Source organism: Quadrisphaera sp. RL12-1S (genome assembly GCF_014270065.1).
In the GTDB taxonomy this organism is placed as follows: Bacteria; Actinomycetota; Actinomycetes; order Actinomycetales; family Quadrisphaeraceae; genus Quadrisphaera.
Map to the genome: position 1 here is coordinate 229241 of NZ_JACNME010000005.1, position 20891 is coordinate 250131.

The window sequence follows — 20891 nt, forward strand, 5'->3', positions numbered from 1 at the left end:
TCAGGTCCCCTCAATCGATTTGAGGAATACCTAAAACGATTGAGGTGAACGTACACGCGTCACCCACCAAGGTCAACGTCCCTCCGGGAGGGGTGCTGGCGGACCGCGCGTCCCCGAGGGGCGGGCCCCACGGGGGCGCACTGGTCTCACCCCATCGGCAGGCGCGGCGCGGGTGCCTGTGGCGGGAGGCTTGGCCACGGGACGAGCCATCCCCGGGCGGTGCCCGCTCCGACGCGCTGAGGACGCTCCGGCGTCGCGTCGAGGCGGGCACCGCCGCCGTCACGGGCTGCGGACCTCGGCGAGGCGGCTGCGGGCGTAGTCGTCGTCCCAGCACACCGCGGCCTCCCAGGCGGCGCTGGCCTGAGCTGCCGCGTCGAGGGCGTCGGGCCCCAGGTCGGCGGCGTCGTGCGGGAGCGCGAGGTCGAGCTCGGGGACGTCCACGCGGGACTCGTCCCAGTCGATCAGGCCGACCCGCTGCGCCGTGAGCCGGATGTTGCCGGGGTTGAGGTCGCCGTGGACGACGCACACCGGCCTGCCCGCCAGCCGGGCCCACGCGGCGCGGCAGCGCCGCACGCCCTCGGCGGGCATCGCGGTGAGGTCGGTGCGCGTACCGCGCTCAGCGGTCAGCAGGTCGGTGGACGAGCGCCACCAGGGGCGCTGCGGCCACCCGTGCGTGGCGGCGTGGACCCGGCGGACTGCACCGGCCACGCGCCTCCAGTCGGCCTCCGCCTGCGGTGGCTCGCCCTCGACGCGGGTCATCACCACCAGGCCGCGGGAGAACAGGCGCCCGTCCGCGGTGGGGACGGGGACGGGCAGCGCGAGGCCCGCCCCGCCCAGGGCGCGGTCGAGGTGGAGCACCAGCCCGGTCTCCCAGGCCAGGTCGGCGTCGGTGCGGCTGCCCAGGCGCGCCACGGCCAGCCGGCCGCCCACGCGCACGCTCCGCACCTGGTTGGCGGCCCCTCCGGTCAGGGGCTCGAGGAGCTCGGCGTCGCGCCCCCAGTCCGCCAGCGCCTCCCAGCCCTCGCACCGGTCGTGCGGGTCGTGCGGGTCGTGCGCCATCAGCGCAGGGCCAGCGCGCGGGCGGGGCGGTTCGTGGCGACCAGCCAGGCGCCGGAGCGCAGCCAGCGCACCAGCTCACGGTCGTCGTCGACGGTCCACACCAGCAGCGGGAGGTCGTGGCGCCGGGCCCAGCGCGCCGCGGTGAGCCGGGCCAGGGCCTTGTTGGCCACCACGAGGGTGGCGTCGCAGGCGCGCAGGGGACGACCCGGCGCGAGCAGCTCGACCGCCAGGCGCAGACCCCGGCGCCACAGCGGCGCGGGCGGGTCGGCCCCCAGGGAGAGCCCGACCAGCAGGTCCTCGTGGCCGTGCGCGCGGGCCCAGGCGCGCACCGCGCGCACCGAGGCGGGCACGTCGGAGGTGATGACGGCCCGGCCGTCCCCCACCGCCTCCACCACCTGGCGGACGGCGGCCACCTCCCAGGTGTCGGCGGGCCGGGCGTACAGCTCGGGCGGGGAGGTGAGCTTGAGGTCGACGTGCGCCCGGGCGCGCCCGCCGAGCACCTCCAGGCACTCCGCCACCGTCGTCGTCGACCGGGGCCGTAGGCGCACCAGCTCGGCGTGGGTGAGGTCGCTGAGCAGGACGCGCCGGCGGCCGTCGAGGACCCACGCGTCGTGGGCGAGGACGAGGACGCCGTCGCGGCAGCGCTGCACGTCCAGCTCGACGAAGTCGACGCCGAGGGCGGCTGCCGCGCGGACCGCCTCGAGGTCCGCGGGGCGGTGCGCCGAGACCATGACCACACCCCGATCCTCGCGCGGTGCGGCCGTCCGGGGTGGTGCGGGGCACCCGTTGGGGGTGTCCCGGTGGAGGTTGCTCAAGCGAACGGCACGCACCGTCGAGGGTGCACCCGTGATGAAGCACCTCCGCAACCTCCGCATCGCGCACAAGCTGGCCGCCGGCTTCGGCGTCGTGTGCCTCCTGCTCGCCGCCGCCGTCGGGCTCGGGATCACCCAGCTGCGCACCTCGGAGGCCACCGTGTCGTCGATGTCGGGAGTGGTCGTGCCGGGGGTCCAGAGCATCGGCGAGGTGCGCCGCGCCTTCGCCCAGTCCCAGCTGGACCTGGCCTCGACGGCGCTGGCCGCGGACGGCCTGGCCGCCACAGCCGCCCGCCAGCGGGTCCAGGAGCAGGACGCCGCCCTGGACGCCGCCTGGAAGGTGTACCTGCAGACCTCCCCGGTCTCCACCGCCGCCGACCGGAAGTCCTTCGAGACCGACCTCGCCGCCTACCGCGCGGCGCGCCAGCCGCTGCTGGACGCGTCCGGAGCCGCCGGCCCGGCGGCGTTCGTGGCCGCGCGCGACGCGGGCCTGACGCCGCTGCAGGGCCGCATCGACAGCGTCCTGCCGCGCATGCAGAAGGCGGAGACCGACAACGCCGCCGCCACCGGAGCCCTGGGCGCGGAGCGGTACCGCAGGGCCCTGGTCCTGCTGCTGGGCATCGGCGTGCTCAGCGTGGTGGCCGCCGTGGTGGTCGCCGTCGCCGTCGCCCGCTCCGTGACGAGGCCCCTAGCGGCCACGCTGACCGTGGTGCAGGGGCTCGCCGCCGGCCGCCTGGACCAGCGGGTGGGTGCCACCTCCCGCGACGAGATCGGACAGCTCGCCCAGGCCGTGGACGCCACCGTCGCCACGCTGGGGACCACCATCCGCGACGTGGTCTCCACCGCCGCCGGCCTCACCTCGGTCAGCCAGGAGCTGTCGGCCACCGCCACGCAGCTGTCCACCGGCGCGCAGGAGTCGTCCGCGCAGTCGCAGGTGGTCTCCGCGGCCGCCGAGGAGATCTCGGCCAGCATCGGCACGGTCGCCGCGGCCGGGGAGCAGATGGGGGCGGCCGTCCGGCAGATCGCCAGCTCCACCGCGGACGCCTCCACCACCGCCGCCAGCGCCGTCACCGCCGTCGAGGGCGCCTCGCTGGCGCTGCAGCGCCTGTCGTCGTCCAGCCGTGAGATCGGCGACGTCGTCAAGCTCATCACCACCATCGCCGGCCAGACCAACCTGCTGGCGCTCAACGCCACCATCGAGGCCGCCCGCGCCGGCGAGGCCGGCAAGGGCTTCGCGGTGGTGGCCGGCGAGGTGAAGGACCTCGCCCGCCAGACCGCCGAGGCCACCGACTCGATCACCGCTCGGGTGGGGGCGACGCAGGCCGACACCGAGCACGCCGTGGCCGCCATCGCTGAGATCACCGCGGTGATCTCCCGCATCGACGAGATCCAGAGCACCATCGCCGCGGCCGTGGAGGAGCAGTCGGCCACCACCGACGAGGTGGTGCGCAGCGTCGCGGAGGTCTCCAGCGGCAGCCGCGAGATCGCCGTGAACATCTCCGGGGTGGCCGCGTCCGCGGACCAGTCGTCCTCCGGCGCCTCCCAGGTGGCGACCACGGCCGCCGGGGTCTCCCACGCCGCGGCGGAGCTGGACCGGCTCATGAAGGTCTTCACCGTCTGAGGGCAGGATCGGTGCGGTGGCGGAGCTGCACCTCGTGGTCGGGCTGCCCGGTGTCAGCAAGACGACGACGGCGAGGTCGCTGGCCGTCCGGCACCGGGCGCTCCGCCTCACCCCCGACGAGTGGATGATCCCGCTGTTCGGAGACCACGACGCCGGCGGCAGGCGCGACGTCCTCGACTTCGGGCTGTGGAGCCGTGACGAGCGCGCAGCGCTGCACCACCTCGCCGCCGGTGTGGGAGCGCGGTGCAAGTCCGTCTACCTGCCCGTGGAGCGGGAGGAGCAGTGGCGCCGCGTGCAGGCGCGCGCCGGCACCGTGGGCGTCGTGGGAGCACTGGGCGGCGCAGCGCTGGCCGTCACTGCTGGTGCCCGCCCGCTGAGCGGTCGCCGCTGCCAGGATCGGCGGGGTGACGCTCAGCGGCTGGCCGGCGGACGACCACGTGCACTCGCAGTTCTCCTGGGACGCCGCCGACGGCGACCTGGAGGCCACCTGCGCGCGGGCGGTGGAGCTGGGGCTGCCGGCGGTCTCCTTCACCGAGCACCTCGACGTGGGTGCCTGGCAGGCGCCGCCGGGCGGCTGGGCCTGGAGGGGAACCGTCCGCGGGAGCACGGACGGGCACGGCCGCTTCATGTCCGAGCCGCTCCAGGTGCAGGCCTACGCCGAGGAGGTCGAGCGCTGCCGGCACCTGTTCCCCGACCTGCGGATCCGCTGGGGCGTCGAGCTCAGCGAGGGACACCGCCACCCCGTCGCCTGCGCCGAGGTGGTGGGCTGGGGCTTCGAGCGCGTGGTCGGCTCGCTGCACGCGCTGGCCGACCTCGACCACCCCGGACAGGTGGTGGAGATGCGCGGCGCCCTGGCGCAGCGGGGCGTGCTCGGCACCGTCGTCGCCTACCTCGACGAGGCGGCCGAGATGGCCGCCAGCGACGCGCCGTTCGACGTGCTCGGGCACCTGGACTACCCGCTGCGGTACTGGCCCGCCGACGCCGGCCCCGTGCCGTGGGCGGAGCTGGAGGAACGGGTCCGCCACGTCCTGTCGGTGCTCGCCGGCTCCGGCCGGGCGCTGGAGGTCAACACCTCCCGCCCGCTGGAGCTGGTGGTGGTGCGCTGGTGGCGCGAGGCGGGCGGCCAGGCCGTCTCGTTCGGCAGCGACGCGCACCGGCCGGACGACCTGGCGCAGCGGTGGCGGGAGGTCGCCGAGGCGGTGGCGTCGGCCGGGTTCCGGCCAGCGGCGGACCCCACCGCCCTGTGGGGGCGCGCCTGACGCGCCGAGGACCCCGAGAGCTCGAGAAACCGGGTGACGCCCGGTCGTCAGATCCCTAGGGTCACCTCGGTGTCGAGCGCCGCGGAACTGCTCCCCCGGGCACGGCCGTCCGCCGTGGGGGTCCCCTCCAGGGCGGTGCTCATGCTCCTCGACCGGCTCGAGGAGCTGGGGGTGGAGTGCCACTCGCTCGTGGTGGTACGCCGCGGGCGGGTCGTGGCTGAGGGTTGGTGGACCCCCTACGCACCGGAGCGCCCCCACCTCCTGTACTCGCTCACCAAGTCCTTCACCGCCACCGCGGTGGGGCTCGCGGTGCAGGACGGGCTGCTCCACCTGGAGGACCGAGTGGTGGACCTCCTGCCCGACAGCGTCCCGGCCGCAGCCTCCCCACGAGCGCGGCGACTCACCGTGCGCCACCTCCTGACGATGACTGCCGGTCATGCCGCGGACAGCCTCGAGGATGCGTGGGCCCTCGAGCCGGCAGACCTCGCGCGCGGTTTCCTCCGTGTGCCCTTCGACGAGGAGCCCGGCTCCCGCCACGTGTACGACAACGCGACGACCTACGTGCTCGCGCGCCTGGTGGAACGGGTCACGGGAACGTCCCTCCCGGAGCTCCTGGACCAGCGCCTGTTCCGGCCGATGGGCGTCAGACGGGCCGAGTGGGACCGGCTCGAGAGCGGAGAGGTTTTCGGCTTCCACGGGCTGCACCTGACGACGGAAGCCGTGGCGGCGTTCGGCGAGCTCCTGCTCCGGGAAGGACGCTGGGGAGGGCAGGAGCTGGTGGCCGCCGACTGGATCCGAGCCGCGACCTCCTGCCAGGTGCCCACGGTGCAGCCAGCGGAGGACCCGCTGGCGGTCGACTCCGGGTGCGGGTACGGGTACCAGTTCTGGAAGTCTCGCAGCGGCTTCCGCGGCTACGGGGCCTACGAGCAGCTGTGCCTGGTCTACCCCGAGCACGACCTCGTCGTCGCCATGACCGCAGGTGACGGCCCGAGCGGAGCAGCGCCGGGCGCGGTGCACGACTGCCTGCTCCCCCAGCTCGACGCACCCGTCGACCACGAGGACGACGACGAGCGGGCGCTGCACCTCCGTCTGGCTGAGCTGGCGTTCCCCGTGGCCTGCGGGTCAGGTCCGGACGGGCGCAGCGTCGTCGCCGGGGTCGACGCCACGCCACGGGGCTCGGCGCTCACGGAGGGGACGACCGTGGAGATCCACCCCGAGGGCAGCGGGTGGGGGGTGCGCCTCGGCCGGTCCACGACGGTGCTCGTCGGGCACGGCCGGTGGAGCGAGAGCGCACCTCTGGGGCGCCCGGTGGTCGCCTCCGGCGCGTGGCACGGCGGCACCTGGAGCGCGGATCTCTTCGTCATCACGAGCCCGCACCGCGTGCGGCTCACCGTCGACGCCGAACGGGGGACGGCCACCGCGGTGTGGAACACCGTTCCGCTGACCAGCCCCGATCTCCTCGCCCACGTGACGGATCCGCTGGTGACGCGGCGCGGCGTCTCGTGATGCACACCCCGTCTGATGCCCGACGGGTGACCCTGCGCCTGCTCGCCGAGCGCATCGCTGCGCAGCGGGCCCCGCTGGTCGTAGGGATCTCAGGTTTCTGCGGGCCGGGAAGTCGACGCTGACCCGGGCCCTCGTCGAGGCGGTTCCCGGTGCGGTGCGCGTGCGCGGCGGCCGTCGTCGTCGTCGACGTCATCGGGCTTTTCCACCCCGGCGTGCTGGACGCTCTCGACGTGCGGGTGTGGGTGGACGTCGAGCTGGACACGGCGACGGCGCAGGGCAAGGCCCGTGACATCCGGCTCGGCAGGGACCACGAGCGGCTGTGGGACGAGGTGTGGGTCCCGAAGGAAGGGGACTTCACGGCCCGGTTCCAGCCTCGCGAGGCGGCGGACGTGGTCTTCACACCTCCAGGAGGCTGAGCAGCTCGCCCAGGTGCGCCGCGGTGTGCGTCGGTCTGGCTCCCTCCGGCAGGTCACGGCCCCGGCGGTCCACCCAGACCGTGCGGATGCCGAGGGCGGCCGCGCCGGCGACATCGGAGGTCAGCGAGTCACCGACGTGCAGAACATCCTGAGGCGCCAGGCCCAGCGCCCGCAGCCCCATCTCGAAGGGCTCCGGTCGGGGCTTGTAGGCGCGGGCGTCCTCGCTCGTGACGACGGCCTGCACCTCGATGCCGTGTGCGAGGAGCGCGGCGACCAGGTCGTCGGTGTCGATGTTCGACACCAGGCACACGGGGACGCGGACCTCGCGCAGGAACGCCAGGGCATCGGCGAAGGCGGGTGGGCTCCGCCAGAAGGAGTGCAGCCGCTCGACGAGGGAGCCGGCCTCCTCGACTGCGCGTCGCGAGCCGAGGGCCTCCGCCGCCGCCGCGAGGGTCTCGCGGGCGAGGAAGGCCACGCGGGCGCAGATCGGCGCGAGCACGTCGTCGTCATCGTGGAGGACCGTCCCGTAGACGTCCAGGAGCAGGCCCTCGCACCGCACGGCACTGATGATCGGCTCAGGTGAGGAAGTCGTCCACCTGCAGGTCGTGCGCGACGAAGGGCCGCAGGGTCGGCGCCAGCTCCTGCAGCAGGTCCCGCACGGTGGCGGCCGCGTCCGGGACGAAGGTCAGCAGCGCCGCCGTCTCGGTGGTGTCGCCGCGCGGTGGCCCGGCCCACACCGCGTCCGCCAGGGACGCGGCGATCCGCTCGATGCAGTCGTCGAGGACGAGCCCCGGCTCCCCGGGGTGCTGCTCGAGCGCCGTGAGCTGGCCCTCCACGGCTGCGGCCCAGCGCTCGGGCTCGTCGGGCGCCAGGAACAGCAGGACGTCGTACGACACGCCCTGCATCTTCCTGCGGCCAAGGGCCCGAGGTGAAGACCTGCGGGGGCCTCCCGGGTCCGGGCGCCGACCAGGCTGGTCACCTGGCGCGGCGGCTGACCTCGGTCAGTCCCGGGACTGACCGAGGTCAGTTGCGTCGAGGTGGTGCTGGACCGGCGCATCCGCACCTGACCGAGGTCAGCTGCGGGACCGCCACAGCTCAGCGCGGCCGCAGCGCCGGGTAGGTCGCCGGCAGGCGGTCGCGGCCGGCGCCGAAGATCCGCGAGCGCAGCGTGCCGGTCTTCACGGCCGGGTCGTACAGGCCCCGCGCGGCCAGGGCCGGCACGGCCAGCTCGGCGAAGTCCTCCAGCGTCCCGGGGCTGAGCAGCGGGTTGAGGATGTAGCCGTCGAGGCTGGCCGCCGCGGCGTGCTCGCCCATGGCGTCGGCCACCTGGTCGGGGGTGCCGACGAAGAAGAGGTCGCCGCCGCGCGCCACCGAGGAGAAGCGCTGGCGCACCTCGCCGGCGGTCAGCGGCGGGGAGCCCGGTCCGGCCTTGAGCACGTAGCTGGACAGGCCGTTGGTGGTGGTGCTGAGCGGCTCGTCGTCGGCGTACCGGGAGATGTCGATGCCGGTGTCGCCGGAGTAGGAGACCAGCTGGGCGCGCAGGCGGTAGGTGCTCTGCAGGTCGTCGTACTTGGCCTGCGCCTCAGCCTCGGTCCGACCGACCACCACACGAGCCAGGGCGAGGGCGCGCAGGTCGTCGGCGTCCCGGCCGAGCGCAGCGGCGCGGGCCCGGACGTCGTCGAGACCAGAGCGGATCTTCAACGGGTCGGCCATGGGCAGCAGCAGCACCTCGCCGTGCCGGGCGCCGAACTCCCTGCCGCGCGGCGACCAGCCGGCCTGGAACAGGGTGGGCGTGCGCTGCGGCGACGGTGAGGTCAGCGCCGGGCCGTGGACGCGGAAGTGCTCGCCGTCGTGGTGCAGCGCCCGCACGGAGCCCGGCCGGGCCCAGGTGGCGCCGGCCTTGTCGGCCACCACGGCGTCGTCGTCCCAGCTCTCCTCCCACAGCTGGTGGGTGACGTGGAGGAACTCGTCGGCGCGGCCGTACCGGTCGGCGTGGGCCAGCTGCTGGTCCAGGCCGAAGCTGCGGGCGGCGCTCTCGAGGTAGCTGGTGACGACGTTCCAGCCGGTGCGGCCACCGGTGAGGTGGTCGAGCGTGGCGAAGCGCCGGGCCAGGGAGAACGGGTGCTCGTAGGTGGTGGAGGCCGTCACCACGAAGGCGAGGTCGCGCGCCACCTCGGCGAGCGCGGGCACGTAGGCGAAGGGGTCGTTGGCGGGGGCCTCGACGGCCTCCCCCACGGCGGCGTCGAGGGAGCCCTCGTACACGTCGTAGAGGCCGAGCACGTCGGCGAGGAAGAGGGCGTGCAGCCCCGCCTGCTGCGACGTGGTGGCCACGTGGCGCCAGCGGTCGAGGCTGTTGACGCCCACGCGGTCGTCGGCGGGGTGGGTCCACAGGCCGGGGGCGCCGCCGCAGCCGACGCTGGCCTGCTCGTAGAGGGCGACGACGAGGGGCTTGCTCATGCGGGGACCTTCTCTGCGCTGGACGAGGACGCACCGCGGCGCAGGCGGTGCACGAGGTAGCAGGCGGCGGTGAAGACGACGCCGATGATCGTCGCGGTCCGCTGCGCCCCGTCGAACAGGGACGCGACGACCGAGACGGCGCACGCCACCAGCACGAACAGCGGCGCGAACGGGTACCAGCGCGAGTGGTACGGCAGGGAGGCCGGGTCGACCCCGGCCGCCCGTAGACGCCGGCGCTGCACGAGCTGCGCGAGCGCGATGACCGCCCACACCGCCACCACGGCGAAGCCCGCGACCGACACGAGGACCACGTACACGGTGCCCGCCGCGACGTACGAGCTCACCAGCGACACCAGGCCACCGGCGAGGCTGACGACCACCGCCAGCGCGGGGATGCCCCGCCGGTCGGTGCGGGCGAAGGCCTTCGGCAGGTCACCGGCGAGGGCCAGCGAGCGCAGCAGCCGGGAGCAGGCGTACAGCCCGGACACCCCGGCGGACATGAGCGCGGTGATGATGACGACGGCGATGACGTCAGCGGCGTACGGGATGCCGGAGGCGGCGAAGACGGTGACGAACGGGCTGCTCTCGACGGACTCGTCGGCGCTGCCCAGCTGCGCGTACGGCACGAGCGCGGCCATGACGACGATCGCGCCGATGAAGAAGACGACCAGCCTGACCATCGTGGTGCGGACGGCCTTGGGGACCACGCGGGCCGGGTCGTCGGTCTCGCCCGCGGCGATGGCGATGAGCTCGGTGCCGGAGAAGGCGTAGAACACCGCGAGCACCGCCACCAGCACGCCGCCGATGCCGGCGGGCAGCAGCCCGTCGGGCGTGACGAAGTTCGACAGCAGCGGTGCGGGCGCCCCGGAGGCGCTGATCCCGACGATCGCGAGCGCCCCCACCACGATGAAGACGACGACGGCGGTCACCTTGACGCCCGCGAGCAGGCTCTCGGTGTCCCCGTACAGGCGCACCGGCGCGAGGTTGACCGCCAGCAGCAGCGCCGCGAACACCGCGCACCACACCCAGACCGGCACCCCGGGGAACCAGCGCTGCATGAGCAGGCCCGACGCGGTCAGCTCCGAGCCGATGGCGGCCACCCAGCACAGCCAGTACAGCCACGCCGTCGTGAAGCCCGTGCCGGGCCCGAGGATGCGGTGGGCGTAGACGTGGAAGCCACCGGACTCCGGCATCTGCACGGCCAGCTCTCCGAGGCACGTCATGAGCTGCCACGCCACGAGGGCGCCGATGACGTACGCGATGACGGCGCCCAGTGGACCCGCCTGGTAGATCGTGTAGCCCGACGAGATGAACAGCCCGGACCCGATGACGCCGCCGAGGGCGATCATCACCAGGTGCCGGGTCTTCAGGCCGCGGTGCAGGTCCGCTGCCTCCGGCACGGTGCTCGTGCTGGCAGAGGTGCTCGCTCGGGCAGGCGCGTGCGCCATGACGTCTCCTCGCAGGTCCGCTCTTGCCGCGCGCTCTGCGCGGCCGGGTCTTCACCTGGAGCACCCCACGCGGACGAGGGTTGCTGGGCAGCCAGCCAGGGCCTGAGGCTGCCGCTCATGACCGGGACCGGACTCTAGGAGGAGACTGACTGACCCGTCAAAGACGGATGGGCGTGTCCGGTCACCGCCTTGCGCCGAGGGCGAGGTGCGCGGCCATCACCGGTCTCGTTCACCGCGCCCTGGGCGAGACGACCACCGAACAGGGCGTCTGAGACTCGGTCACTCGACGTCACGGCGCTCGTAGCGACATGGGGCAGGGTGTTCGGTCAGTGGTCGTGGGTGAGACGCCTTGGCGCGAGATCGTGCGCAAGCCTGAAGCTGACATGGGCCAGGTCGGCCCGTGTCAGCTCACGGGGCTTGCACCAGCAGCAACGGTCGGAGCTGCGCAAGCGGCAGTCCGTCGAGCGCAGACTGCAGGTGGGGGTCGTCCACGTGACCGTCCAGCTCGAGCAGGCCCCCGCCCCGACCGGCGACCTCAGCAATGGTCCGAGCCAAGGCACCGCGCAGCACATCCACCCCAGTCAGCTGAGGCGGGACGCCGGCCGCCGCGACATCACGCACCACCGTCTCCGCGACGACCTCCCACCCGACCTCAGCTGGGAAGACCAGCACCATCGCGATGAGGCGACCGTTCCACCAGACTCCTGAGCTGCACCCCCGGTCCGCTTCCGCCGCTGTCGCGGCGGCGACCGATTCCAGCGCGCGCCGAGGTGCCCCGGTCGGGACCGGCGACCACGAAGCGTGCACCCACAGGTACTGCTCGGCGAAGGCCTGCGCCAGCTGCTCGGCGTCCAGCCTGTCCAGTGACTCGGTCTGCAATCCAGGGAAACCGCTGTGCGCCGCTGCTGCCCTGTGCCGCTCGGCCCAGGCGAGCACGCGATGATCATCAACGTCGACAACCTGCCCTGGGCTGCGCTGGCGAACGCCACCTCCGGCCGCGGCGAGGAATCCCATGGCCGCAGCGTTCGACGGGCGCAGCTTGCTCATGAGCGGCAGTGTCTCGGGCCGCACCTCGCGTACGCCGTCCAGCAGCCGTCGCCCAACCCCCTGGCGGCGCCAGGCGCGGTGGACGTCGACTGCGCAGGAGTACTGGCCCGGGTGGACCCAGTTGCGCGCCACGGTCGCCGCCCCCACGACCCTCCCGTCCCGATCCCCCATGACGGCGACCAGCGTGCGGCGCCATCGCTCGCCGTCGCGCGGTGGCCCGTGCAGCGCGTGGCACTGAGCAACCCACAGTGGGTCGGCGTCGAGGTCAAGCAGGCCGGCGACGACGGGGGCGTCAGCGGGTTCCCAAGCGCGCAACCACAACGCTCCGTCCTCGGCTCCCACCCGGAGATCCTCCCGCAGCTGCGCGCAATGGGGCGAGCGAGGGAACACCGAGGCCGCAATGTGACAGCAGCTCAGGAGGATGGCTGCGGACGGGGCCCCCACTACCCGGCCGGGACTCGAAGCACCGTGGCCTGCGGTGAGTGGTGGTCGGTGCAACGTTGGCTAGGCAGCGGTCGGCTGCACAGGATCCCGCACCTGTGGGAGCGCAATGCCTACGCGCGCGGCGGGTAGGCCTGTACTTGTCGCGCCCACTCCACAGCAGCACGCTGAGCCGTCTCGTACGACCAGGGCACACTTATCACTGACCAGCCAGGCTCGTCCGCCGCCTCGTCCACGGCCGGCTCGGCACACTCCAGCGCCAAGCCGACCAACAAGCGCGCCTCACCCTCATCTCGGACCGTCGCGAAGGCCAGGGTCGGCTCGATGAAGGACAGCCAGTGCCTACCCGTTGCGTCGGCTTCCCGCGGCCAGTCGCTGCCTGAAGTGCCGACGACGTCAGCGACCATAGGCGGCGACAGGCGCACGTCGTCCTGTAGCCAACTCAGCAGCTCCGCGGCTTCGCCGGCGAGCAGCGCCGGATCGCGGAACCGCCACGTCCTGCCATCGGCCAGCTGCACGCGCCCGGCGATCACGAGCCAGTTGACGTCCCACTCATCAAGCTCGGTCCCCAGCTCGCGCAAGGCGAACTCGTAGCCGACCACTTGGAGGTCGAGGACGTCGCCGCCGGGTTCGCCAAGTCGCACGTGATGAGTCTGTCGTGGCGATGCTGCGGCTCGGCGTCCGAGTGAGTCGGACAGCGGCATGGAGCACAAGCCGGGCACACCGAGGACGCGCGGTGAGCGATCCCATCTGCGACGGACAGCGGCCTCGATGGCCGGCGTGCCGAGACGTGCACGGAGACAGACGACAGCGAAGCGAAGCAGTGCGGTCCGCTGTGCTCGTCGCCGCTGGCCGCTGCGGCGCTGCGGCGCTGCGGTACGTGCGCTCCCTCGCCGGGCTGCCACCCTCGTCGTCGTCCTCCGCAGCAGCTCAGGACGACGACGGCGGAGCCGCCGCCCTGCAGCGCCTGCTCGACGCCCTGCGCGACAGCCCCGCCTTCGCCCTGGACGGGCACTGGAACGTCGTCGGGTGGAACGCCGACCAGGAGCAGCTGTACCCGGCATCGCCCGGAGCTCGCCGGAGCGCCGCAACCTCTGCGCCTCGTCCTCACCGACCCCGGGGTGCGCGCACGGCTGACCGCTGGCCGGAGTTCGCCGACGGGTGGGGCCGGCACGACGTCGGCGGGCTCGTCACCCGCGAGCGCGTCTTCCACCGCCCGAGCTGGGGCTGCGTCCGGTAGGAGCACCGCACAGCGAGCGCCCAGACGAGCGGAGCCGGGCCGGGCGTCCTACGTTCCCGGACGTGGCCTCTGAGCACAGCGTCAACACCACCCGCCACGCGGGCTGGCTCCCGTCCCAGCAGGAGGCCCTGGAGGCGTGGCTGCACGGGCACCGCCAGCGGGTCGAGGCGGCGGGCGACGCCCCGCTGCACCCCGCCGTGCAGGAGCTCGCCGACTTCATCTCCCGGAACCCGGTGGTGCGGATGGAGGTGCAGCGCATGGTCGAGCAGGTGCCGACCACCCGTGACTACCGCGAGCGGCACCTGCACAGCGTGGACGACCTGCTGCGCTCCATCAGCGTGGTGCTCAGCAGCGCGCCGGAGTTCGACGCCGACTCGATGGTGATGCTGCCGCTGGGCGGGGTGCTCGACTGGACCACCGCCACCCCTGCCGGCTACGCCCTGTACCGCGACCCGACGGTCAACGCCGAGCTGCGCACGCTCCTCAACGCCTGGAAGGAGTTCCTCGACGGCCCGGACTCGCGCTACGTCATCGCCGACGCCCCCGGCGGGTGGAAGAGCGAGGCGGCCCGCGAGGCGATCGGCATCGAGCAGTTCGTGCACGACCCGGACGACGAGCACTGGGGCTTCGCGTCGTGGAACGACTTCTTCACCCGCCGCTTCCGCGAGGGGCAGCGCCCCGTGGCCTCCCCCGACGACGACGCGGTCATCGTCAGCGCGTGCGAGTCGACGCCGTACGCCATCCGCGCCGACGTGGCCCGCGAGGACGAGTTCTGGGTGAAGGAGCAGCCGTACTCCCTGCACGACCTGCTGGCCGGCGACCCCGTGGTCGACGAGCTCGTCGGCGGGACGGTCTACCAGGCCTTCCTGTCCGCCACGGACTACCACCGCTGGCACGCGCCCGTGAGCGGCACGGTGGTGCGGGCGTTCGTGCAGCCCGGCACGTACTACTCCGAGGCGGACTCCGAGGGCAGCGACGCCACCGAGCCCCAGAACTCCCAGGCCTACCTCGCGCACGTGGCGACCCGGGCGATCATCGTCATCGACGCCGACGACCCGGCGATCGGCCAGATGGCGTTCGTGGGGATCGGCATGTTCGAGGTGTCCTCGTGCCTCATCGACCCCGCCGTCACCCCCGGGCACCACCTCGCCAAGGGGGACGACCTGGGCATGTTCCAGTACGGCGGTTCTACGCACTGCCTGGTGTTCCGCCCCGGGGCGATCGAGGGGTTCGCCCTGCAGGCGCTGCCCCGCCCCCACGACCCGCAGGCCCCGCTGGTGCACGTGCGCTCGCAGATCGCCACCGCCGCCCGCTGACGGGCACCGACCCCTCGAGCGGGTGGAGATCAGTACCGTCCCCTGCATGAGCTCGCCTGGCGCCACCGTCAGGCCCGCGACCGTCGACGACGCTGCGGGCATCGCCCACGTGCACGTGCGGGGCTGGCAGGCCGGCTACCGGGACCTGCTGCCGGAGGCCTTCCTCGCCGGCCTGTCCTCTCCGGAGTCGCGCGAGCGCAGGACGACGACGTGGGCGGGGTGGCTCGACGGCGGGGCAGACGTGGCGGTCGCCGTGGACGACGACGGCCGGGTGCTCTCCTTCTGCAGCTGTGGACCCAGCCGAGACGGCGGCGCACCAGGAGGCACCGGTGAGGTCTACGCCCTCTACGCCGACCCCGACGCCTGGGGCACGGGAGCGGGCTACGCGTCCCACAGGGTCGTGCTGCGGCGCCTCGTCGAGCGCGGCTTCCAGACGGCGACCCTGTGGGCGCTGGAGCGCAACGTGCGCGGGCGCCGGTTCTACGAGCGGCAGGGGTGGGTGCTCGACACCTCGCCGGGCTCGCGCACGACCGAGGAGATCGGGGGGGTCGAGCTGGTGGAGGTCCGCTACCGGCGTGACCTCGCGCAGGGCTGAGGGCAGACGTGCGGCGAGGGTCGGAGTGGTGGGGACCGGGCGTCCCCCACCGGCGGCTGAGGTGGACCCGGCGCGGCCGGCGGCGCATGGCGCAGGTGTCGGCGGAGCTCGCCGCCTCGTCGAGCAAGGACGTGCGTGACGGCACGACGCCGGACTTTCCGGCGCACGTGCTGGAGCGGCAGCGGAGGGAGCACCAGTGGTTCGCGCGGCGGCTCGCGCCGTGGTGGACGTCGCTGGCGGCAGCGCTGCGCCGCGAGCCGGAAGCGCTGCGCTTCTACGTCGTCGCCGGCGAGGTGGCCTCCACCGGGCCGTGGCTCTACGCCTGGGTGCACCTCCCCAGCGGCCGCGTGGTGCACGCGGGGACGACGCCCCTCGACCCCCGGGTCCGCGCGTGGGCGCACCTCGACGACCCCGACCCGGAGCGCGGACGCGTCGGCGCGCTGCTGCGCTCCCCGGCGGCGCAGGGCGAGCTCGACGACCTGGACGCCTTCGAGGTCAGCGCCGTCCGGCTCCCGGACGGTGCCGCGCGCCCACCGGCGAAGCGGGCGCTGCTCGACGCGCTGCTGGCAGCGGACCTGCTCAGCGAGGAGCTGGCGCAGCGCGCGGCGACCGAGGCAGCGGCGCGCTCGTCGTCCTCAGACCCCGTGGAGCCGCTGGACGCTGGGACGCGCCGCAGCATCGAGGTCCTCGTGCGAGAGCTGCGCCGGTCACGCTGGCGCTGACACCCGCCGTCGCGCCACGAGGTCGCGGGCCACGGTCTGCCACGTGGGGTGCTCGAACGCGAGCCCGAGGTCGAGGAGCCGGCCCGGCACCACGCGGCGGCTCTTGAGGAGCAGCTCGGTGTCGGTGCGCAGCACGAGGGCTCCCACCTCGGCCATGAGCCGGGTGGCCGGCAGGCCGACCGGCTGCCCCCACGCCCGCCGCAGCACGCGCATGAACTGCCGCTGCGGCAGCGGCTCGGGGGCTGCGAGGTTGACGGGCCCCTCGACGTCGTCGCGCTCCAGCAGCAGCTCCACGGCCCGGACGAAGTCCTCGCCGTGGATCCAGGAGACGAACTGCCCGCCACCGTCGACGGGGCCGCCGAGGCCGAGCCGCGCCATCCACGACAGGTAGTCGAAGATGCCGCCGCGGTCGGGCGTCATGACCATCGCCGTGCGCAGCTGGACCTTCCGCGTTCCCGGCGTCGGCGCCTCGACCTGGGCGGTCTCCCAGCGGCGGGCGATCCGCACGCTGTACTCCCAGTACAGCGGCACGTCCGGCTCGTCGCCGCCGATCTGGCCGGTGGCCTCGTCGTGCGCGGGGCCCTGCGGACGGGTGCGCGCGTCGGCGTAGACGGTCGCGGTGCTCATCTGCAGCCACACCCGGGGAGGCTCGGCCGCGGCAGCGATCGCCTCGCCCACCACGCGCGTCGAGTCGACCCGGGAGTCCATCATCTGCCGCAGGTTCGTGTCGGTGTAGCGGCAGCTGACGGTGCGCCCGGCGAGGTTGACGACCGCGTCGGCGCCCTCCAGCTCTGCCGCCCACGCCCCGAGGGTCCGCCCGTCCCAGACCACGTGCCGGACCCCGGGCTCGAGCACCTCCGGGCGCCGGCTCAGGACGACGACCTCGTCACCGCGCGCTGCGAGCGCCCGCCGCAGGATCCCGCCGACCTGCCCCGTGCCGCCTGGGACGACGATCTTCATGGACGGACGGTAGCGACGGCGGCCGCGGGCTGCAGCGGGTAGACGCACGGTGTGCCGGTGACGGGGTCGGGCGCCACGAGGCAGCGCAGCCCGAACACCTCCTCGACGAGCTCGGCGGTGACGAGGTCGGTCGGGGCGCCGGCGGCGACCACGCGCCCGCCCTTCATGGCCACGAGGTGGTCGGCGTAGCGGGCGGCCTGGGCGAGGTCGTGCAGCACTGCCACCACGGTGCGCCCCTCGCGGTGGAGGGTCGCGAAGAGGTCCATGAGCTCGTACTGGTGGGCGATGTCGAGGTGGGTGGTCGGTTCGTCGAGCAGCAGCACGGGGGTCTCCTGCGCCAGCAGCACCGCCACCCACGCGCGCTGGCGCTGCCCGCCGGAGAGCTCGTCCACGCGCCGGCCGGACACCTCCGTGAGGCGGCAGGCGGCCAGGGCCGCCGCGACCGCGTCCTCGTCAGCGCTGCGCCACTGCTGCAGCAGCCCCTGGTGCGGGGCGCGGCCGCGCGCCACCAGCTCGGCCACGGTGATGCCCTCGGGCGCCACCGACCCCTGCGGGAGGAGGCCCAGCTGGCGGGCCACCTGCCGGGTGGGCAGGCGGTCGACGGCGCGCCCGTCGAGCAGCACGGCTCCGGCGGTGGGGCGCAGCACGCGGGCGAGCGCGCGCAGCAGGGTGGACTTGCCGCAGCCGTTGGCGCCGACCACCGCCGTGAAGGAGCCCGTCGGGACCGCCAGGGTCAGGTCGCTGCTGGTGGTGCGCTCGCCGTAGCCGAGCGTGACGGCCTCGGTGGCCAGGGACGGCGGGGTGGTCACCACAGGGCACCGCCGCGTCGGCGTGCCTCGCGCACGAGCAGTCCGATCATGTAGGCGCCTCCGAGGCAGACGGTGATGAGCCCGACCGGCACCGGTCGGAAGACCTGGGCGACGCCGAGCGAGGCGAGGTGCGCGCACGACAGCAGCGCGGCACCGGTCGCCGCGGCGGCCAGCGGGCTGACCCCGGGCGAGCGCGTGAGCCGCCGGGCGACCTGCGGCGCGGCCAGCGCCACGAACCCGATGGGCCCTGCGGCCGCGGTGACCAGGGCCGTCGCCGCGACCCCGACCACCAGCAGGCCGAGCCGCGCTGGCCCGACGCGCGTGCCGAGCGCGACGGCGGCGTCGTCGCCCACCTCCAGCCGCCGCAGCGCCGGGGCGAGCGCGGCGCAGGCCAGCGCGACGCCGGCCGCGAGCGCCAGCGCGGGGAGCACCGAGGCCCAGGTGAGGCGGGCCAGCGACCCGGCGCCCCAGAAGCCGACGGTCATGGCGTCCTCCACGTCGGCGCGGGTGATGAGGTAGCCGTTCACCGACCCGAGCACGGCGGAGACGCCGATGCCCACCACCACGAGGCGGAACCCGCCGACGCCGCCGCGGTGGGCCAGCACGTAGACGAGCGCCGCCGTCGCCAGCCCGCCCGCGAGGGCGGCCGCGGCGGTGGTCCAGTACCCGGTGGCGCCCACCACGAGGACGGTCACGACGACGGCGGTGTACGCGCCGGCGTCGAAGCCGATGACGTCAGGTGAGCCGAGCGGGTTGCGCGTCAGCGACTGGAACACCGCGCCGCCCAGGCCGAGCAGGGCGCCGAGGACGACGGCGGCCACCGCCACCGGCAGGCGCCAGCCCACGACGATCCTCTGCTCGACGCCGTCAGCGCCGGTGAGCGCACCGCCCAGCGCGCCGAGGACCCTGGCCGGGGCCAGCGGGTAGTCGCCCACGCCCAGGGCGAGGAGGGCGACGACGACGGCGAGGGCGCCCAGCGCGGCGGAGACGGCCCACAGGCGCACGTCGAGGCGCCCGGAGGTCCACCGGGTCCTCACCGCGACCGAGGGGCGGCCGAAGTCGACGCTCACAGCGCGCTCGCCCTGCGGCGCCGGGCCAGCGCGATGAGCACCGGGGCACCGACGACGGCGGTGAGGACGCCCACCTGGACCTCGCCGGGCCGGGCGACGACGCGCCCGAGCACGTCGGCCAGGAGCACGAGCACCGGGGCGGCCAGCGCCGAGCCGGCCACCACCCGCCGCTGGTCGGGTCCGGTGAACCAGCGGACGGCGTGCGGGACCATCAGCCCCACGAACGACAGCCCGCCCGTCAGGGCCGTGCCGCCGCCTGCCAGCAGCGTCACCGCCACCACGACCAGCACCCGGGTGCGGCCCACGCGCGTGCCCAGGGAGGCGGCGCGCTCCTCTCCGAGCGCGAGGGAGTTCAGCGCCCCCGTGAGCGCCAGCGCCACCACCAGCCCCAGAGCCAGGAACGGCGCGACCGCCGCGACGTCGGCGAGGTCCGTGCGGGCCAGGGAGCCGAGCCCCCAGCTGCGCACGGCGCGGAAGACCTCGGGGTCGATGAGCGTGAGGAACGTCGCGACGCCGCCCAGCACCGCCCCCAGCGCCACCCCGGCGAGCACCAGCGTCACCGGCGAGGCAGCGGCCCGGCCGCCCGCGCCGACGAGGTGCACCAGCACCGTCGCAGCGGCCGCCCCGGCGAAGGCGAACCAGACGTACTGGCCGGTGGTGGCCGACCCGAGCAGGGCGACGCCCACCGTGACGGCCAGGCCCGCGCCGGCGTTGACGCCGAGGATGCCCGGGTCGGCCAGCGGGTTGCGGGTCAGCGCCTGCACCAGCGCCCCGGCCACGCCGAACGCGGCGCCGGCCGCGACACCCACGAGGGTGCGCGGCCAGCGCTCGGTCCAGACCACCGCCGACGCCTCCGACCCGTCCGGGTGCGTCAGCACCTCCCACACGCGCCCCAACGGCAGCGGGTTCGCGCCGACCGCGAGGCTCAGCAGGACGGCGAGGGCCAGCGCCGCGACGACCGCCGCGGCGCCGGCGCGACGCCTGCCCAGGAGGGACCGGGTCAGGACGAGACCACCTCGCTCGCGCGGTCGGCGAGGACGTCCACCGCCCACGGCAGGCTCAGCGCGCTCGCCCCGCGGCGCATCACCCAGGTGAGCTCGCTGCCCGGCTCACCCGTGGCGATGGAGACGTAGCGACCGTCCGCCACGGCGGGCACGCCCTGGAAGAGCGGGCTGCCCTCACGCGCCTGGCGCACCGCGTCGTCCAGGTAGAAGACCACCAGCACGTCGGCGTCCAGCTCGCCGAGGCGCTCGTCGGAGACCGACGGCTCGTCCACGAAGGCCTGCGCCCGGGGGTTGGGCGCGAACCCGAGCTGGGTGACCACGCGCTCGGCGGTGCCGCCGGCGACGGTGTAGTAGGCGATGCCCGTGTCGGAGTAGTCCGTCGCGGCGGTGAGCGTCTTGCCGGCGAGCTCCGGGTGCTCAGCCGCGGTGCGGGCGATGGCGGCCTCGGCACCGGAGATGACCTCCTCGGACGCCGCGGACAGGTCGAGGGCCTCGCCGATCATCCGCTGGGTCTGCTGCCAGGAGATCTGGTCGCCCTTGACCTGCTCGGCGTTCTCCAGCACCGGGGCGATGGAGGCCAGGCGCGCGAAGTCGGCCTCGTCGGCCACGTAGTTCACCGCGACGATGAGGTCGGGGTCGGAGGCGGCGATCGCCTCGAAGCTGATCGGGTCCTCGCGGGTGGCGGTGTCGACCGTCTCGATGCTCGCGAGCCACTCCTGGTCGCGCCAGGGCCACTCGGTCTCCTCCCCCATCGTGTAGACCGGGGTGGCGTCGAGGGCCTGCAGCGCGTCGAGGTTGGGCGAGAAGCCGATGACCGCCACCCGCTCGGGGCGCTCGGCCAGCTCGGTCTGCCCGGCCCAGGTGTCCAGCACCAGCGGGTACTGCGTGGTCCCCTCGGCAGCGGGCAGCAGCGCGTCGGCCGCGGCGCTCGCGGTGGGCCCGGTGCTGCCGCCGGCGGCGGGGGCAGCGTCGCTGGTGGCGCAGCCCGCCAGGGCGAGCAGGACGACGGGCAGGGCGGAGAGGGCGGTCGCACGACGGCGCGGCCAGCGGAACATCATGACGATGAGGTTAGGCAAGCCTCACCTGCGCTAGCGTGCAGTTCCCGACGG

At 74.5% G+C, this 20891-nt stretch carries 21 protein-coding genes, 1 pseudogene and 1 riboswitch; of the genes and pseudogenes, 9 read left to right on the forward strand and 13 right to left on the reverse strand.

The window, feature by feature from the left end; genetic code table 11:
• Positions 1-279: 279 nt before the first annotated feature.
• Entirely contained in the window at positions 280-1059 is a 780-nt protein-coding gene (locus H7K62_RS11995; protein ID WP_186718409.1) for a phosphotransferase enzyme family protein, read from the reverse strand.
• On the reverse strand, positions 1059-1790 hold the full coding sequence (locus tag H7K62_RS12000) for a glycerophosphodiester phosphodiesterase (RefSeq protein WP_255480221.1): 732 nt from the start codon (positions 1788-1790) through the stop codon (positions 1059-1061). Before H7K62_RS12000 ends, H7K62_RS11995 begins: the two co-directional genes overlap by 1 nt.
• A gap of 118 nt (positions 1791-1908) precedes the next feature.
• On the opposite strand from H7K62_RS12000, the gene H7K62_RS12005 reads away from it, so the two are divergent.
• The 5 genes and pseudogenes from H7K62_RS12005 to H7K62_RS12020 all read left to right on the forward strand — a co-directional run bounded on the left by H7K62_RS12005 (position 1909) and on the right by H7K62_RS12020 (position 6673).
• Entirely contained in the window at positions 1909-3492 is a 1584-nt protein-coding gene (locus H7K62_RS12005) for a methyl-accepting chemotaxis protein (RefSeq protein WP_186718672.1), read from the forward strand.
• Between the two features lie 124 nt (positions 3493-3616).
• Positions 3617-3745 (forward strand): annotated as a pseudogene (locus H7K62_RS24450) (AAA family ATPase); the annotation flags it as partial.
• A 151-nt stretch (positions 3746-3896) separates the two neighbouring features.
• Positions 3897-4751, forward strand: a complete 855-nt coding sequence (locus H7K62_RS12010) for a PHP domain-containing protein (protein ID WP_186718413.1) — start codon at positions 3897-3899, stop codon at positions 4749-4751.
• Between the two features lie 69 nt (positions 4752-4820).
• Positions 4821-6257, forward strand: a complete 1437-nt coding sequence (locus H7K62_RS12015; RefSeq protein ID WP_222437480.1) for a serine hydrolase domain-containing protein — start codon at positions 4821-4823, stop codon at positions 6255-6257.
• A 149-nt stretch (positions 6258-6406) separates the two neighbouring features.
• Entirely contained in the window at positions 6407-6673 is a 267-nt protein-coding gene (locus tag H7K62_RS12020; protein WP_222437481.1) for a hypothetical protein, read from the forward strand.
• Here the strand turns inward: H7K62_RS12020 and H7K62_RS12025 are convergent.
• From H7K62_RS12025 to H7K62_RS12050, 6 genes are all read right to left on the reverse strand, one after another.
• Positions 6654-7232 (reverse strand): HAD family hydrolase, encoded by a 579-nt coding sequence (locus H7K62_RS12025; protein WP_222437482.1) that lies wholly within the window; start codon positions 7230-7232, stop codon positions 6654-6656. The two genes, H7K62_RS12020 and H7K62_RS12025, sit on opposite strands and share 20 nt — an antisense overlap.
• 16 nt (positions 7233-7248) lie before the next feature.
• Entirely contained in the window at positions 7249-7569 is a 321-nt protein-coding gene (locus H7K62_RS12030; RefSeq protein WP_186718415.1) for a hypothetical protein, read from the reverse strand.
• A gap of 199 nt (positions 7570-7768) precedes the next feature.
• Complete coding sequence (locus tag H7K62_RS12035; protein ID WP_186718416.1) at positions 7769-9130, reverse strand: NtaA/DmoA family FMN-dependent monooxygenase; 1362 nt, start codon at positions 9128-9130, stop codon at positions 7769-7771.
• A complete protein-coding gene (locus tag H7K62_RS12040) occupies positions 9127-10530 on the reverse strand; it encodes an amino acid permease (protein WP_222437483.1) in 1404 nt (467 codons plus the stop codon). Before H7K62_RS12040 ends, H7K62_RS12035 begins: the two co-directional genes overlap by 4 nt.
• A 62-nt stretch (positions 10531-10592) precedes the next feature.
• A riboswitch (SAM riboswitch) is annotated at positions 10593-10701 on the reverse strand.
• A gap of 285 nt (positions 10702-10986) precedes the next feature.
• The gene (locus H7K62_RS12045; protein ID WP_186718421.1) at positions 10987-11967 is read right to left on the reverse strand and encodes a GNAT family N-acetyltransferase; all 981 of its coding nucleotides are present in this window, start codon (positions 11965-11967) and stop codon (positions 10987-10989) included.
• 212 nt (positions 11968-12179) lie between these two features.
• Positions 12180-12710 (reverse strand): WapI family immunity protein, encoded by a 531-nt coding sequence (locus tag H7K62_RS12050; RefSeq protein ID WP_186718423.1) that lies wholly within the window; start codon positions 12708-12710, stop codon positions 12180-12182.
• A gap of 191 nt (positions 12711-12901) precedes the next feature.
• Between H7K62_RS12050 and H7K62_RS12055 the strand changes: the two genes are divergently transcribed.
• The 4 genes from H7K62_RS12055 to H7K62_RS12070 all read left to right on the forward strand — a co-directional run bounded on the left by H7K62_RS12055 (position 12902) and on the right by H7K62_RS12070 (position 15939).
• Positions 12902-13306 carry an MmyB family transcriptional regulator gene (locus H7K62_RS12055; RefSeq protein ID WP_186718425.1) on the forward strand — a complete coding sequence of 135 codons (405 nt, stop codon included), beginning with the start codon at positions 12902-12904 and terminating at the stop codon, positions 13304-13306.
• A gap of 62 nt (positions 13307-13368) precedes the next feature.
• Positions 13369-14622 (forward strand): phosphatidylserine decarboxylase family protein, encoded by a 1254-nt coding sequence (locus H7K62_RS12060; protein ID WP_186718427.1) that lies wholly within the window; start codon positions 13369-13371, stop codon positions 14620-14622.
• Between the two features lie 46 nt (positions 14623-14668).
• The gene (locus tag H7K62_RS12065; RefSeq protein ID WP_186718429.1) at positions 14669-15217 is read left to right on the forward strand and encodes a GNAT family N-acetyltransferase; all 549 of its coding nucleotides are present in this window, start codon (positions 14669-14671) and stop codon (positions 15215-15217) included.
• 86 nt (positions 15218-15303) lie between these two features.
• Positions 15304-15939: a hypothetical protein gene (locus H7K62_RS12070; protein ID WP_186718431.1), complete on the forward strand. Its 636-nt coding sequence runs from the start codon at positions 15304-15306 to the stop codon at positions 15937-15939.
• On the opposite strand, the gene H7K62_RS12075 is transcribed toward H7K62_RS12070, so the two are convergent.
• Genes H7K62_RS12075 through H7K62_RS12095 form a run of 5 tightly spaced genes read right to left on the reverse strand, consistent with a single transcriptional unit; the run spans position 15925 to position 20840 of the window.
• Positions 15925-16899, reverse strand: a complete 975-nt coding sequence (locus H7K62_RS12075) for an epimerase (RefSeq protein ID WP_186718433.1) — start codon at positions 16897-16899, stop codon at positions 15925-15927. The two genes, H7K62_RS12070 and H7K62_RS12075, sit on opposite strands and share 15 nt — an antisense overlap.
• On the reverse strand, positions 16896-17711 hold the full coding sequence (locus H7K62_RS12080; protein ID WP_186718435.1) for an ABC transporter ATP-binding protein: 816 nt from the start codon (positions 17709-17711) through the stop codon (positions 16896-16898). The genes H7K62_RS12075 and H7K62_RS12080 overlap by 4 nt, the downstream gene beginning before the upstream one ends.
• Positions 17705-18778 carry a FecCD family ABC transporter permease gene (locus H7K62_RS12085; RefSeq protein ID WP_186718437.1) on the reverse strand — a complete coding sequence of 358 codons (1074 nt, stop codon included), beginning with the start codon at positions 18776-18778 and terminating at the stop codon, positions 17705-17707. The genes H7K62_RS12080 and H7K62_RS12085 overlap by 7 nt, the downstream gene beginning before the upstream one ends.
• The gene (locus tag H7K62_RS12090) at positions 18775-19830 is read right to left on the reverse strand and encodes a FecCD family ABC transporter permease (protein WP_370591743.1); all 1056 of its coding nucleotides are present in this window, start codon (positions 19828-19830) and stop codon (positions 18775-18777) included. Before H7K62_RS12090 ends, H7K62_RS12085 begins: the two co-directional genes overlap by 4 nt.
• Complete coding sequence (locus H7K62_RS12095) at positions 19779-20840, reverse strand: ABC transporter substrate-binding protein (protein WP_186718439.1); 1062 nt, start codon at positions 20838-20840, stop codon at positions 19779-19781. The genes H7K62_RS12090 and H7K62_RS12095 overlap by 52 nt, the downstream gene beginning before the upstream one ends.
• Between the last annotated feature and the right edge of the window lie 51 nt (positions 20841-20891).

What these genes read in the sequence shown, in the direction of transcription:
- H7K62_RS11995 (WP_186718409.1), bottom strand. Translation starts at nt 1,059, where the DNA reads ATGGCGCACGACCCGCACGACCCGCACGACCGGTGCGAGGGCTGGGAG.
- H7K62_RS12000 (WP_255480221.1), bottom strand. Translation starts at nt 1,790, where the DNA reads ATGGTCTCGGCGCACCGCCCCGCGGACCTCGAGGCGGTCCGCGCGGCA.
- H7K62_RS12005 (WP_186718672.1), top strand. Translation starts at nt 1,909, where the DNA reads ATGAAGCACCTCCGCAACCTCCGCATCGCGCACAAGCTGGCCGCCGGC.
- H7K62_RS12035 (WP_186718416.1), bottom strand. Translation starts at nt 9,130, where the DNA reads ATGAGCAAGCCCCTCGTCGTCGCCCTCTACGAGCAGGCCAGCGTCGGC.
- H7K62_RS12065 (WP_186718429.1), top strand. Translation starts at nt 14,669, where the DNA reads ATGAGCTCGCCTGGCGCCACCGTCAGGCCCGCGACCGTCGACGACGCT.
- H7K62_RS12070 (WP_186718431.1), top strand. Translation starts at nt 15,304, where the DNA reads ATGGCGCAGGTGTCGGCGGAGCTCGCCGCCTCGTCGAGCAAGGACGTG.
- H7K62_RS12075 (WP_186718433.1), bottom strand. Translation starts at nt 16,899, where the DNA reads ATGAAGATCGTCGTCCCAGGCGGCACGGGGCAGGTCGGCGGGATCCTG.
- H7K62_RS12095 (WP_186718439.1), bottom strand. Translation starts at nt 20,840, where the DNA reads ATGATGTTCCGCTGGCCGCGCCGTCGTGCGACCGCCCTCTCCGCCCTG.